The following is a 13,266-nucleotide window of genomic DNA, read 5'->3' as shown; positions in this document are numbered from 1 at the left end:
CAAGCCGGGAAACTACGACGGCTCTATCCAGGCGGTTACGTGGGGGAAGGCCGCGGGGTCGTACGGCTCGTTGAGGTCGACGCCGAGGTTCGCTTCGGCGAGGTCGCCCGGCCTCGACCCGACCAGAATCGTACGCCACGGGGTTGCGTGCGGTGCTGACGATGTCACTTTCGTCCCGTCAGGAAGCGGTGCAAGCACCGATTCGAACGTCGTCGACCCGGGGAACGTGGGTTCGACCGCCATCGCCGCGTAATCGACGAGACTGGCTTCGTGAACGCTCAGGTAGGTCTCGTCGTCGGTTTTTATCGTGAGCGGCGTGTGCGCCCCACCGAAGGGACTTCGCTCGCCGATTTCACTCAGCGGTGTCTCCTTGTACCCGTACTCGTAGCTGTTGAAGTCGTTTTCGACCCACCACGCGGTGTAGTCGCCAGCGAACGCGAACTCTGTCTTCTCGCCGGAGAGGACGAAGTCGCCGAAGCCACCGTCTTCGGGGAACACGGACCGAAGACCGACTCCGTCGTCGAAGACTCGGATTTCGACTGTGAGCGTCCGTCCGGGGTCGGTAGTTTCGGCGAGACCCACGCGGAGTTCGGTGTAGTGCTCGCGGATTTCGTCGTATTGGTCCCAGACGGGAGTCCACTGGTCGTCTACTGTTCTGCGCTCGGTTCCGGTGACCGTGAGGTCGGTGCCGAATGCGGGCTGGCCGTCGAATTCGAACCCGAGCGCCGACGGTTCGACGACGGTTCGCCCATCGTACGACAGGGAGTAGGTGGGGGTCCCCGACGACACGTCGAACGCGACAGTGACCGCTCCACTCGGTGATGAGACGGTTTGAACGAGACTGTCGTCAGCGTTCGAGACTGCTGACGCGACTGCCTCGGGAACATCGAGTGTGTACGACGATGCTGCGGCCAACGACGTGAGTCCACCGAGGAATTGGCGGCGTTTGAATTCTGGCTCACCATCGTTTGAGAGCGGTTGTCTATCAGACATCCTGAACCTCTGTTATCCATCATGATTGAAAGTTCTAATAGCGAAGAAATATGTATTCATAGTTTCACACCCTGCCGAGGTGTGGTGGTAAGAGCGTTCTATCGCCGACGAACCAGTGGTTGGAACGAACGGGAATACTGGAAATGAGATGCTCCTCGTGTCTGAGATGGAAGATATATTCACCGGTTTTCCCGACGGAAGCCCACAACCTTCTCCGGCGGATAAGTGATTGAGGCCCGAGCAGAGGCCGAGAGCGGTCGGCACGACGCGTCATCCCGGGACTAAGAGGTGCACACGTCACGGGCAGTAATAACAGCAATAGTACTTAGCATGGTGTTTGGTACCGTGGGATGTGGCAGGTGCCCACAGTGAACACAGTCGAACGATGGAAACAAGAAAAACACCCCCTCGACGTTATCGAGGACGTCTACGAGTACGCGGAAGGAAACCTCTCCTTCGAGGAGATTGAAGAACGGGCAGGCGACGGCGAGTGGGAGCGCCTGAAGTGGGCTGGGATGTACGCTCACGGACGCCAGAACGACTACTTCATGCTCCGGACGAAAGTCCCCGGTGGGTTCCTCACCCCTGAACAGGCTGAGGTCGTCGGTACGGTCGCTGACGAATACGCCACCGCGCCCGGGGAGCATGGTGGTGAGGAACAAAACGAAATCTGGGGTGACGCATTTCTGGACATCACCACCCGACAGGACGTCCAGATGCACTGGATAGAGGTCACGGACATGCCCGCAATCTGGGAAACGTACGAGGAAGTCGGGTTAACCACGATTCAGGGCTGTGGGGATTCCGCGCGCAACGTCCTCGGCTGCCCGGCGGCCGGTCTCGACGACCACGAGTGCTTCAACGCCCAGCCGGTTATCGACGCCGTCTCGGACTTTTTCACGAATAACCGAGAGTACGCCAACCTCCCGCGGAAGTTCAAGATGACCATCACGGGTTGTCAGGAGGACTGCGCCCAGTCGCAAATCAACGACGTCGGTCTCGTCCCGGCTCGAAAGAATATCGACGGCGAGAACGTCTACGGCTTCCACGCCCGCGTCGGTGGCGGCCTCTCAGACGGTCCGCGGATGGCCTCGAACATCGATGTATTCATTCGTCCCGAGGACGCCGTGGAGTTCTGTCGCGCGGTCGCTCAGACGTTCAAAGAACTGGGCGACCGCACCAACCGTGGACTCTGCCGGATGCGCTACCTCGTTCAGCAGATGGGACCGCAGAAGTTCGAGGCGGCCGTCCGCGACCGCTGTGACGTCGCTCTCCATTCTCGGGGGCAGGACCTCACCCGTGGCTACCGAGGCGACCACGTTGGTGTCCATCCCCAGAAACAGGACGGCCTGTTCTACGTCGGCTTCAACGTCATCGCCGGACGGATGGGCGGCGACGAACTCACGGCAGCGGCGCGGGCAGCCAAGAGATACGGGACCGACGATACCTCGATCCGGTTAGCGACCGACCAGAACTTTCTCATCACACATATCCCTGAGGAGAATCTCTCGGCACTGCTGAACGAGCCTTTCGCCCGGAAGTACGAGCACGACCCCGGTCCATTCGCCCGCGGCGTGGTCGGCTGTACCGGCTCGGAGTTCTGCAACTACGGAATCATCGAGACGAAAAAACGCGTCTACCGCTGGGCGCGGACGTTAGACCGCCAGATAGACACGCCGGACGACCTCGACGTGGTTCGGATGCACATGTCGGGCTGTTCGGCCTCCTGTGCACAGCCCCAAATCGCGGATATCGGCTTCCGCGGTGAGACCGTCGCGGTGGACGACCCTGAAGGGACCACGAACGAGGAGGGCGACAACATCGTCGAGGGCATGGACGTCGGCCTCGGCGGGAGCCTCGGCACCGACAACGAGTTCCTCGATTGGGTCGAGCACGCGGTCCCTGCACAGGCCGTCGTTCCGGCGTTGCAACAGCTCTTCGACGACTTCGCCGAAAAGCGCGACCCTGGCGAGCGGTTCTACGAATGGACCCGTCGCGTGAGCAACGACCGCCTTCGAAGAATCATGCAACGGGCGAACGCCAACGTCTCCGGAGGGGTCGCTCATGACGACTGAGGACACCGAGAACGAGCGCGAGCGGCCGCTGCCCCACGTTCCGGAAACGGACACCGAGAGGCGAAGGAACGATGACAATCGAGAATACGACGGTGTTGGCTCTCCGCCTGTGAGCGGGCACCGCTCGAAGTCGGGACCCCGGTACGACTCAGACGTGAAGCCGATCAAATATCGGCGGCGGTCAGGGAGGACCGACGACAAAGAGACCGACGAAGGCTGTGGGCGCAGCGACGAGAGCTGTGGCTGTGGGCGCAGCGACGAGAGCTGTGGCTGTGGGCGCGGATGCGGATGTGACACCAGCGCTGGCAAAGATGTCGGCACTGACGGGAGTACGACGGAAACATCCTCGGTTTCCGCTGACGGCGGTACTCGCCCGAGCAACGTCGACGCTGCGGGGAATCTCACGACCCTCGAGTTCACGACGCCCAGCGAGGGGAAGAGTCAGGACGTTTCCGACGGCCGCCCGGATAGGCGCGTACAGGTTCCCGAAGGGGTCGAACTCGACACGCCAGGGTACTCTATCCGCCAGATGATGAACGACATCGACGAGCCCGAAGACAAGACGTGGTTTATGGAACTCGACGCGGCCGTCATCGACGAAGGGCGGTGCATTCAGTGTGGAACCTGTGTCGCGTCCTGCCCGTCGGACTCCATTGGAATCGGTGACGACGGTCTCCCCAAACTAGTGAAGATGTGTACGGGCTGTTCGCTCTGCTGGGATTTCTGTCCGCGCGGCGGACTCCGGTACGAGCGCCAGTGGAAGATAACTGGTGGCGAGGACAACGTGAACGGTGCCGGCGATCCGATCACCGAGTTCTCCGCGAAGGTCGAAGAAGCGTGGCGCGAGAACGCGCAAGACGGCGGACTCGTAACGAGCGTTCTCATCCATCTCCTCGAGGCGGGCGAGATCGACGGGGCGCTCATCGCCACCGAGAGCGAGGACGAACCCTGGAAGGCCGAGAGCTTCCTCGCGACGACGCCCGAGGAACTCATCGAGAACGCGGGGAGCTTCTATAACCAGACGATGGCGCTCGGGAACCTGAACGTCGACCAATGGAAGGAGAAACTCCCAGCGAAAGACCCCGAATCCCTCTCGCTCGCACTCGTCGGGACGCCCTGCGAAATCGAGGGCATCCGCGCTCTGCAGGACTTCGAGTGGGACTACGCAAGCCAGGAGGAGGGTATCAGGGCAATCGATTACACGATTGCGCTGATGTGTACGAAGAACTTCAACTACGAACGCCTCATCGGCGAGCAACTCGAAGCGAAGCGCGGAATTGCTCCCGAGGAGATCGGCAAGATGGACGTCCTCAACGGAGACATGATGGTCTATGACCGCGACGGCGAGATGATTCTCCAAGAGGACATCGAAGCGTTCCACGGCGCGGCGTTGAAAGGCTGTGACGAGTGTGCGGACTTCACCGGCTACTGTGCCGACCTGACAGTTGGCTCGGTCGGTTCCAGCGACGAGTACTCGAGCGTCATCATTCGCACTGAACAGGGACTGAAAGCCTGGGAGTTGACCGAACCCGACCTGGACTACCACGACCTGGAAGACCGCTCGGCCATCGGCGGCCTGCAGTCCTGGGACAAAAAGAAGGCCTTCAAGTCGCTACAGCGTCCCTTCGACCCGGACGCTCCACGATTCATCGAGTACACCGAGCACGCCAACCAGTATGATGTGGTGTTGAACCCTCACGAATCAGACCATTAATTCCGATGTATTTCACGTCTAAATGCTGACATTTGAATGGAGACGGTCCAAAGTAGTAGTTTACAGGTATGGTCGGAGAAGTTCTCCGTCGTGGAACTCCTCCGGAAGGGTATCGAACCATCGTGCCGCTAAGATTTCGTCATCGGTAACTCCTAACTGGGAAACATCGGGTATCTCACCCTCAGCTGCTGCCGCATATACCACGTATAATGCCGAGAACCATTCTTTGTCGCCATTCTCAGAGAGATAGCGCTGGTCAAGAACTACGAGTGGGGACCCAATAGTGGCGTCCAGTCCTGTTTCTTCGCGAACCTCTCGTCGAGCGGCTTCGGCTGGGATTTCGTTCGGTTCGACAGCACCTCCGGGTAAGAACCAGCCGTCTGTCCAGCTAGTCTTAACGAGTGCGATGCGCCCATCGGAGTCTCGCACTCGGGCCGAGGCTGCAACCCCGGTCCCGTCAATCGCCCACTCCTGAAGCAGTTCAAGTCTCGATTTCGGGAGTCGCAATAGTTGCTCGACACATGGGGCCTCAGGAGCGATTTCGTGGGGGTGAGACATTTGACTCCGACTTGAACGTAGCAGTACACAACTGTTTTCTTTCAATTAATTTAGTATACAAAGGTTAATGACGAATTCGCGCATACAGGGGAGTGTCACTGCGGGTGCTTAGCCGTTGAGTTGCGTTATCGCAACTGTTGTGTTGGGTTATTGGCGACGTATCTTAGATTACGTAAGGAAAACGTCTAAGGTAAGGCGACGAGCAGAGCGGAAGACTCGGATGGTTTTCCGCACAAAAGTCAGACACTTCTCGTCAAAAGTGTCAACCGACGTCCCTCGTTAGGTCGTCGTTGCGCGTATGTGATTTTACTGTCAGGTTTCGGAGGGAGTACCGGAACGTGTCAACAATCCGGTTGTCCGGCGCTAGAACAGACGGATACCGAGACTGAGCGCCCACGGAGTGGAGCCGAGTACGGAAATCGCGAGGGCACCACCTGCTAACGCGATGTTCTTCAGGAACTGCGTCATCTCGGTTTGTTGTTGGTCCTCGGGGACGGCCCAGAAGTCGTGCATCGTGAGGGCAGACACGACGAGGAATCCCGCGAGTACCAGTGCACCCACGACGGGAAGAACACCGGTGATGATGCTTAGCCCGCCGAGAACGAGCAGCGCACCTGAACCGAGCACTGAGAGCGTCGGTGCAGGCAGCCCCTTGTGCTGGGCGTATCCAGCCATCTGTTCGGTCTGCATGAAGTGATTCAGCCCCGTAAAGGCGAGCACACCGCCGAAGAGGATACGCGCGAGTAGCAGGGCAATCCCTTCGAGTCCGGAGAGGACCATTAGGCCAACACCTCCGGACGGTCCGCGGGGGAATCGATAGTCGATACAGCAGCCACAGCATCGTTCTGCATTGGCAGTTTCATTACGTTACCCAGTTCGTTTTGGAACCTATTTGTATGTTTGGCGACATTAGTGATAGTAGATGGCATCGATGTCACCGAGATATAGATGGTCTGAGACGATAGTCGAACAACAGGACAGTCGAAGAATCGGTCGAAAAGCAGAACACAGAAGCGTGTTCGGTCGGCGAAGCGATTGTACTGATAAGCAGTGCTGCTGTGTCTGTGTACGGAGAAGTCTGAACGTCTGCAAACGCGACGGCTTAGACGAGTCGTTCGATGAACGTATTGATCAGCTGAATTTCGTCGTCGTTGATTGCGTGCCCCAGGTCATCGTAGAGTCGACTGCGTACGTCCCCACCGAGCTGTTCGAACACGCGCGCAGATTCGTGAATACGGTCAGCGGCGACGTACGGATCATCGGAACTACACCCGAGGAAAACAGGTGTTCCGTCGATGAAGCCATCGTAGTCCTGTCTGGTGTCTGGACCGCGCAGGCTGCCCGATAACACCACGAGTCCGCCGTAGCGACGGGGATTTCGTGCGACGAACTCGCTCGCGAGACACCCACCTTGCGAAAATCCGAGCAGGAGCGTCCGTTCGGGGGGAATGTCGGCCGCAGCAGCTTTCTCGAGCACAGTCGAGATGCGGGCGAGACCCGACGAGAACCACGGTTCGTTGTCTTCGATTGGGGCATAACCTGAGCGGGGATACCACGTCTTGTGGGCCGCTTGCGGAGCGAGATACATCACGCCGTGATGAAGAAACTCATCGATGAGCGTGAGGATGCTCTGCGCAGTCGACCCGCGACCGTGGAGTAGAATGACGGCTGCTTCAGCCGCCTGCGGCGGGGCACCGGCTGTCTCAATTGGCTGTTCTTCATGTGGGTTCGCTTCCGAACCAGTCGAATCTGTGTTCCGCCCCATTAGTTCGTCTCCGGCGCAGAAGGGAGTTCGAGTGGCTGCAGTTGACCCTCGATCATCTCGCGGTCTTCCTCGAGCCACGGGGGGAGAAACAGCGACTGTCCGAGCGTGTCGAGGTCGGCGTCAGCTGTGAGTCCCGGCTGTTCCGTTGCGAGTTCGAACAAGATACCACCGGGCTCGCGGACGTACAGCGAGTGGAAGAAGTGTCGGTCTTTCACCCGCGACACGTCGTACTCGCGCTCCCGAAAGAGGTCGTGCCACTCGTAGAGCTGTTCTTTCTCCGGGACGCGCACAGCGACGTGGTGAATCGACCCTGCGCCCTCACGACCGAACTCGACGTCCCGGTCGAGGAGGTCGATGACGGTCGCACGGTCACCCGGTGCCCGATACCGAACCCGGTCGCCCGCCTGTTCGAGGAGTTCGAAGCCCAACGTCTCCAGCACGCTCGCGGTGACGAAAATGTTCGTCGAGAGCAGTGTCACACCGAAGATGCCGCGAATTGCATGCTGAGTTGGAACCGGTCCGTCTGCCCACGGAGTCACAGACGAGTCGCCGGTGACGAGTTCGAGTTTCGTGCCGTCCGGGTCGGAAACCCGAAGTACCGTCTCGTCGAATCGTTCGGTCGGTCCCGTGACGGCGACGTCGTGTTCGACGAGGCGGTCTCGCCAGTAGGACACCGAGTTCGGTGGGATCACCAGTGCGGCGGTGCTAATCTGCGGTTTTCCGATCCTGCCGTCGTTCTCCGCGGGGTACGGAAAGAACGTCAATCCAGTGCCGGGGGAGCCGGTTTCGTCACCGTAGAAGAGGTGACGCGTAAACTTCTCGTTGAAGTTCACCGTTTGCTTGATGAGACGCAGACCAAGCACGTCTGTGTAGAAGTTGACGTTCGTCTGAGCGTCGCGAACAATACCTGTGATGTGGTGGATGCCGGGCGTGTCTGTGAGCATGTGTGGTGGTTCGTTGAGTAGGTTGGAAAGCGAATCGGCTCTGCGCTGGTTGCAGGTGGGCTTAGTCCAGTCCACCTGCACCAGACTGCACATCGGGGAGCGATTTCCGTTCGACTGGAAAGCCGAGTTCCTCGAGTGCAGCTTCGAGGTGTTCTGCCTTGGCGAACGATGCACCGACTTGGAGGCGTTTCTGCTGGGCGAGTGCAAGCACCTCACCGCGTCGGTCGTCGGGAATCTCGAATTTGTCCGTTGCAAGTTCGATGACGAGCCCGTTGTGGTCGGTCGTATACAGCGAGTGGAAGATTCCCCGGTCGAACTCGTTGTAGTGGTGGCCGTGTTCTTCGAGACCAGCACGAATCTCTTCGAGGCGTTCGGGCTCGTACCGGAAGGCAATGTGGTGGACACCGCCAATTGGTGTTCGCAATCGACCGGTGTTCGACTCACGGCCTTCCTTGACGAAGAACGTGAGCATGCGTCCGTCACCGGTATCGAAGAACAGGTGGGTAATATTCGGTGCGTCGAGGTTGGGCTGTTTGAGGACGAGCGGCATTCCGAGTACGTCCCGATAGAACGTAATCGTGTCCTCGATATTGCTCCCGATGATTGAAATATGGTCCGTGCCGGTCACGTGGAATGCACTCTCCGGCAGGTCGGCGGTCACGGGCGGGTCAGTGGATGTGGATTGGTTATCAGTCATGGTTTCACTATGTTACTTAGTTCGTACCCGAACCACTATAAACACTCGCGGACAAAGATACCACCAGGTGACAGCGATGTCGGTACCAAAAGACGATTCGGAAGAAAAGGACATTCTGAGTGAAGAAGAATGCCAAGTAATCGATTCGATCAGCCAACTCGGATCACAGTGGAGACTGCTTGTACTCTACGACCTCCAACACAGCGAGAAGCGATTTAACGAGCTCAAGCGCTCGACCGGAGCGTCGAGTCGGACGCTCTCACGCGTCTTGGACGACCTCCAAGAGTTAGGATACGTCAATCGCCGTCTCGAAGAAGATGCGCCCGTCGCAACGTACTATAGTCTCACTACAAAGGGTGAATCGCTCTGTCCCGTGTTCGACGAACTGGAGAACTGGACGAGGGAATGGGCAGGGGAGTCGGCCGCTGATGCAAACTCGACCGACTAATCGCTGCTTTGTGGGGGTGTATCTTACAGAGAGCCGAGGCGAGCATCCACGACACGGGTCGTGGGTACTGAGCCCGTCTCTCCGAGTATTATTCTGCGCTGCTTGCGTTGAAGCTCTCTAACACGAGTTCGTAGAACCCGGTCCGTTCACTGAAGTGTGCCGCTTGTTCGGGAGCGACTTCCTTCGTCCAGTCTTTCAGCATCTCGGAAGAGACGGTGAACCACGAGGTCAAGTCGACGCCAGCCTGTTCCATCCGGGACATAGCTGCCTGCTCAGCTCGGTCGTTGAGCGAGCCCGACGCGTCGAGCACCGCCTGGACGTTGTATCCTTCTTGAGCCGCGCTAATTGCCGGGAACGCCACGCAGACTTCGGTGAGAATACCGGCCATGATCAAGTTCGACCGACCCGTCGCCTCGACGGCCTCGACGAACGCTGGGTCATCCCATGCGTTGACGAGTGAGCGGTCGATTACCTCGACTTCCGGGAACATCTCGTTCAGCTTGGGGAGGAGCGGACCGTTCGGACCCTCGGCGCGGCTGGTAGTGAGCACGACCGGAAGGTCGTACAGCTTTGCGACCTCGGCGAGCGCGAGAACGTTGTTGCGGAGCGAAACCGTATCCTGATTCTCGACGCCCTGCAGCAGCCCAGTCTGGTGGTCGATCAGGAGCAGTGCAGCGTCGTCCTCGTCAAAGAACGGACTCGATTTGTCGTCGGTATCGGTTGGTGCCATTGCAAATAGTAGTTACAGGCCGATGCACATAAAATGTCAAGTAACATACAAACAATTAGGTTGCATCGTCTTCACCTGGTAGTCGTAATACGACTGTCAAATAAGAGGCTCTATGTGCCGTCCTTACGGGTTTTGAAACAACACACTCTGAATCCAGTCAGACGATTCGGAGGGGGTGAGCCCAAATATTCTAATTTTCTGACCACTCTATTTAGTCTGGAAGTCCGCGAACTCGACAGCCATTCCGAAGTCACCGGCATGGTCTATCGAGATCTGGTGGGCATCTTCGGCACCATCTGCTGCCCAGTCACGCTGTAGTTCGTAGAGTACCTGTGCCCACGTAACTGGCGTTACACCCGCCTCGACCATTCGTTGCATCGAATATTCGTGATCTGCGGTCGTCCGCCCGCCACAGGCGTCGGCCACGACATAGACGTCGTATCCTGCCTCCATGGCCGAAAGGGCGGCGAAACAGACGCACACTTCCGTCCAGAGGCCAGCCATGACCAGTCGGTCACGTCCGGTTGCCTCGACTGCTTCGACGTACGCTTCGTCCTCCCACGAATTCATCGTTGTCCGGTCAATCACCTCCTCGTTCGGGAACGTCTCCCGTATCTCATCGAAGAGCGGTCCATTGTACTCTTTGGTGATGCTCGAAAGGACGACCGGAATATCGTACGCCTCGGCCGTCTTTGCGAGACCAGCAACGTTGTTTCGGAGGGCACCGGTTTCGATGGTATTGACGCCGAGTACCATCTCGGGTTGGTGGTCGATGAGTGTTATCGCGCAGTTCTGCTGTGTGAGTAACTGATCGCTTGGAGTTGCAGTCGCGTTTACCATGGTAATCCTCACCCGATATCCACGTACTCAGGGTCCCGTAGCAGTCTGATTGCTCGAAGCTTTGTACGAGACGTCTCTGTGTACAGATTTCCCCGAGTACAGTGCTATCGAGTACCTGTCTATTCGATGTATCCCATATTAAATAATGACAAACGACAATATCAATGACAAACTGCTCAGCCGACGAGACCGACAGGTAGTCAGCAATCAATGTGCTCCCCGTTTCGTAGTTTTAGACTATTACCTGTTCGTACGATAGGACACATGCTCTGCGAACCGCACAAGCTCTCTCGTGGAGATAAGGTAGTTTCCCACGTCTCGCTCGAAGCCTGTTTGGGTTTATCCACTCCCACTCACTGAGGCCGACCCCAGTGTTGGGTTCCGTAGGATGGCCACAGAGAAGTCATTTCAGGTCTGGTATCGATGAATCAGCCCACACTACATCGCTGCGAAGTCTTCGCCGGAGTCGGGGAGGTATTCGATGATACTTCGGTGGGCTCCGAACTCGCTGATAATCGTCTGGAGTGCATCGACGACAGTTGCGATATCGCGGTTGAGTTCGTGTTCACGGTACGTTCCACCGTCCTGACCACGATGTTCCATGTGGGAGAGCGTAAGGTTGAGAATCTCGAAATCGGAGAGAAAACTGCGCATTCGACGGGCTGTTCGAGGGTCTCGGCCCTTGAAATTACAGAGTTCTTTGTAGCGCTGGTAGACAACACGCGAGCGGGCGGGAGTGGCGCTTTCGGCGGCGAGCGTCGTCAACGCATAGAGCGTGAGTTGCTCGTGTTCGGTGAGGTCGCGCATGATATCCATACTCTGTTGCGCTTCGAGTTTTTCCTGGGCTCGTTCGACATGGTCAGTCGTCACTGTCTCTGCGTTCTCCGCGCGAGCGAGATCGCCTGCTTTCCGGAGCAGTGTGATTGCTCGTCGGGCGTCACCACCGTCCTGTCGACCGAGTGCAGCGCACAACGAGATTACCCCGTCTTCGATTGCATTCTCGTGGAACGCAATATCGGCCCGCTGTTCGAGGACTTTCTGGAGTTCCTCGGTGCCATACGGAGGAAACGAAATCTCAGTCTCACAAAGTGACGACTGGACTTTTGCGTCGAGTTGCTCTCGAAACGTCGAGTCGTTACTGATGCCAATGAGACCGAGCTGAATATTGTCGATATACCCGTTGTTGTCCGCGCGCGTGATTTGGTAGAGGAACGTGTCGTCCGTGATGTGGTCGATCTCGTCGAGAACGATGATAACGGTCCCAGAGAGTTTATTCAACTCATCCCAGAGCAAGCGATAGACCTTGGACTGCGGATGACCGGTTTCGGCGATGTGATGTTCGGGTTCTCGAAGGTTATTGACCAGACTAATTGCAGCCTGGTAACTCGTACTGAGACCATCACAGTTGAGCGAGATAACGGAGAGATCAACGCCGAAGTGTTCCGCCGACTCCCGGAGTTCGTTGAGCAAGAAATTCGTGACCGCGGTCTTTCCCACACCGGTCTTGCCATAGATGAAGATGTTATCGGGGTACTCACCATTGATGATTGGTTGTAGGGCTGCTTCGTACTCCTCGATCTCGTTATCTCGCCCAACGATGTCGTCCGGTACATACTCGACCTTAAGCGTATTCCGTCGCTTATAGAGCGTATCGTCCGGCTGAAATCGAGGAGCCATGTTGTGGTCAACTGATTCAGTATTAAATTATAATTGTTTCGACCACCGTTTCCACTATTTCCAGTATAACCACCACTGAGCGATGGTTCCACTATTCGTATTTGACCCCGTTGTTTTCAGTATATCGCGAGCAAGTTGTGGAGGTTGTTACGGTGCTGGTGTCAGGGGAGGGTGAGATCCCCAGCGAGAGACCAACCCCACTATTTCCAGTAAATGATTCGGAACACGACGGTGGGGAGACACCCCACCATTTCCAGTAAACCTCTGTTGCCCAAGAACCAAGACATCACGTGAGAGTAGACCAGTGGGTTCCAGTATTTCCAGTAAACGATTCTTTATATACTAGAGACACACCGCTGTTTCCAGTAAAATGGTGTGCAAGTAGAATCGCCCGACGGTGTCGAGTTTGAATAATCGAATATGACGCAACACCCCCTCCCCACCATTTCCAGTAAAGGGCCACGAAAGTGAGTCATGTGCTTAGAGTAAACAATGAATTTAGGAAAAGTTTATATATGTATGGTCCGAGTTGGTCCGTAGGATAGCTAGTGTAGATTTTGTGAGGTGGTGGCTAGTACTGAAACTAATCTCAGCGATAACTTAGCAGACCGTTTCTTTCGGTTTTACTGGAAATAGTGGGGGGAGAGTGGGGGTTGCGACAGCGCCGTCTCGTCATGTAAGCATCTTAGTGGAAACAGTGGGGCCTGTCAAGTGTCAGACGGCACCCGGGCACTAAACGGCCAGGGAGGGTACGAGGGAAGATACGAGAGGAGATACAAGAGCCGCACGTGATTAGGACCGACCAACACCAGACAGTTGTGACGA

12 protein-coding genes are annotated in these 13,266 nt (G+C 57.1%); 3 read left to right on the top strand and 9 right to left on the bottom strand.

The window, feature by feature from the left end:
• Positions 1-12: 12 nt before the first annotated feature.
• Positions 13-993 carry a glycoside hydrolase family 97 N-terminal domain-containing protein gene (locus QT222_RS16105; RefSeq protein ID WP_491477748.1) on the bottom strand — a complete coding sequence of 327 codons (981 nt, stop codon included), beginning with the start codon at positions 991-993 and terminating at the stop codon, positions 13-15.
• 368 nt (positions 994-1,361) lie between these two features.
• On the opposite strand from QT222_RS16105, the gene QT222_RS16100 reads away from it, so the two are divergent.
• Positions 1,362-3,068, top strand: coding sequence for a nitrite/sulfite reductase (locus QT222_RS16100; protein WP_491477747.1), 1,707 nt, complete (start codon positions 1,362-1,364; stop codon positions 3,066-3,068).
• Positions 3,058-4,782, top strand: coding sequence for a Coenzyme F420 hydrogenase/dehydrogenase, beta subunit C-terminal domain (locus QT222_RS16095; protein ID WP_491477746.1), 1,725 nt, complete (start codon positions 3,058-3,060; stop codon positions 4,780-4,782). Before QT222_RS16100 ends, QT222_RS16095 begins: the two co-directional genes overlap by 11 nt.
• Before the next feature lie 60 nt (positions 4,783-4,842).
• On the opposite strand, the gene QT222_RS16090 is transcribed toward QT222_RS16095, so the two are convergent.
• The 5 genes from QT222_RS16090 to QT222_RS16070 form a co-directional block, all read right to left on the bottom strand.
• Positions 4,843-5,340: an NUDIX domain-containing protein gene (locus QT222_RS16090; RefSeq protein ID WP_004060641.1), complete on the bottom strand. Its 498-nt coding sequence runs from the start codon at positions 5,338-5,340 to the stop codon at positions 4,843-4,845.
• 363 nt (positions 5,341-5,703) lie between these two features.
• Complete coding sequence (locus tag QT222_RS16085; RefSeq protein ID WP_004060631.1) at positions 5,704-6,120, bottom strand: DoxX family protein; 417 nt, start codon at positions 6,118-6,120, stop codon at positions 5,704-5,706.
• 322 nt (positions 6,121-6,442) lie between these two features.
• Positions 6,443-7,105 (bottom strand): alpha/beta hydrolase, encoded by a 663-nt coding sequence (locus tag QT222_RS16080; RefSeq protein WP_491477745.1) that lies wholly within the window; start codon positions 7,103-7,105, stop codon positions 6,443-6,445.
• Positions 7,105-8,049 carry a VOC family protein gene (locus QT222_RS16075; RefSeq protein ID WP_004060626.1) on the bottom strand — a complete coding sequence of 315 codons (945 nt, stop codon included), beginning with the start codon at positions 8,047-8,049 and terminating at the stop codon, positions 7,105-7,107. The genes QT222_RS16080 and QT222_RS16075 overlap by 1 nt, the downstream gene beginning before the upstream one ends.
• Positions 8,050-8,110: 61 nt before the next feature.
• Positions 8,111-8,746, bottom strand: a complete 636-nt coding sequence (locus QT222_RS16070; protein ID WP_491477744.1) for a VOC family protein — start codon at positions 8,744-8,746, stop codon at positions 8,111-8,113.
• Positions 8,747-8,822: 76 nt separating this feature from the next.
• Here QT222_RS16070 and QT222_RS16065 point away from each other — a divergent pair, with 76 nt between their 5' ends.
• The gene (locus QT222_RS16065) at positions 8,823-9,194 is read left to right on the top strand and encodes a winged helix-turn-helix transcriptional regulator (RefSeq protein ID WP_491477743.1); all 372 of its coding nucleotides are present in this window, start codon (positions 8,823-8,825) and stop codon (positions 9,192-9,194) included.
• 88 nt (positions 9,195-9,282) lie between these two features.
• Here QT222_RS16065 and QT222_RS16060 read toward each other — a convergent pair whose 3' ends face one another.
• The 3 genes from QT222_RS16060 to QT222_RS16050 all read right to left on the bottom strand — a co-directional run bounded on the left by QT222_RS16060 (position 9,283) and on the right by QT222_RS16050 (position 12,441).
• The gene (locus QT222_RS16060) at positions 9,283-9,924 is read right to left on the bottom strand and encodes a hydrolase (protein ID WP_004060623.1); all 642 of its coding nucleotides are present in this window, start codon (positions 9,922-9,924) and stop codon (positions 9,283-9,285) included.
• A 207-nt stretch (positions 9,925-10,131) separates the two neighbouring features.
• Positions 10,132-10,764, bottom strand: a complete 633-nt coding sequence (locus tag QT222_RS16055) for a hydrolase (protein WP_004060622.1) — start codon at positions 10,762-10,764, stop codon at positions 10,132-10,134.
• A 438-nt stretch (positions 10,765-11,202) separates the two neighbouring features.
• Entirely contained in the window at positions 11,203-12,441 is a 1,239-nt protein-coding gene (locus tag QT222_RS16050) for an orc1/cdc6 family replication initiation protein (RefSeq protein ID WP_491477742.1), read from the bottom strand.
• Between the last annotated feature and the right edge of the window lie 825 nt (positions 12,442-13,266).

The organism is Haloferax sp. s1 (assembly GCF_058382125.1).
This window is presented reverse-complemented; position numbering and strand designations above follow the sequence as displayed.

Coding starts and splice junctions, on each gene's coding strand:
- QT222_RS16105 (WP_491477748.1), bottom strand. CDS start 993: ATGTCTGATAGACAACCGCTCTCAAACGATGGTGAGCCAGAATTCAAA.
- QT222_RS16095 (WP_491477746.1), top strand. CDS start 3,058: ATGACGACTGAGGACACCGAGAACGAGCGCGAGCGGCCGCTGCCCCAC.
- QT222_RS16090 (WP_004060641.1), bottom strand. CDS start 5,340: ATGTCTCACCCCCACGAAATCGCTCCTGAGGCCCCATGTGTCGAGCAA.
- QT222_RS16085 (WP_004060631.1), bottom strand. CDS start 6,120: ATGGTCCTCTCCGGACTCGAAGGGATTGCCCTGCTACTCGCGCGTATC.
- QT222_RS16080 (WP_491477745.1), bottom strand. CDS start 7,105: ATGGGGCGGAACACAGATTCGACTGGTTCGGAAGCGAACCCACATGAA.
- QT222_RS16075 (WP_004060626.1), bottom strand. CDS start 8,049: ATGCTCACAGACACGCCCGGCATCCACCACATCACAGGTATTGTTCGC.
- QT222_RS16070 (WP_491477744.1), bottom strand. CDS start 8,746: ATGACTGATAACCAATCCACATCCACTGACCCGCCCGTGACCGCCGAC.
- QT222_RS16065 (WP_491477743.1), top strand. CDS start 8,823: ATGTCGGTACCAAAAGACGATTCGGAAGAAAAGGACATTCTGAGTGAA.
- QT222_RS16060 (WP_004060623.1), bottom strand. CDS start 9,924: ATGGCACCAACCGATACCGACGACAAATCGAGTCCGTTCTTTGACGAG.
- QT222_RS16055 (WP_004060622.1), bottom strand. CDS start 10,764: ATGGTAAACGCGACTGCAACTCCAAGCGATCAGTTACTCACACAGCAG.
- QT222_RS16050 (WP_491477742.1), bottom strand. CDS start 12,441: ATGGCTCCTCGATTTCAGCCGGACGATACGCTCTATAAGCGACGGAAT.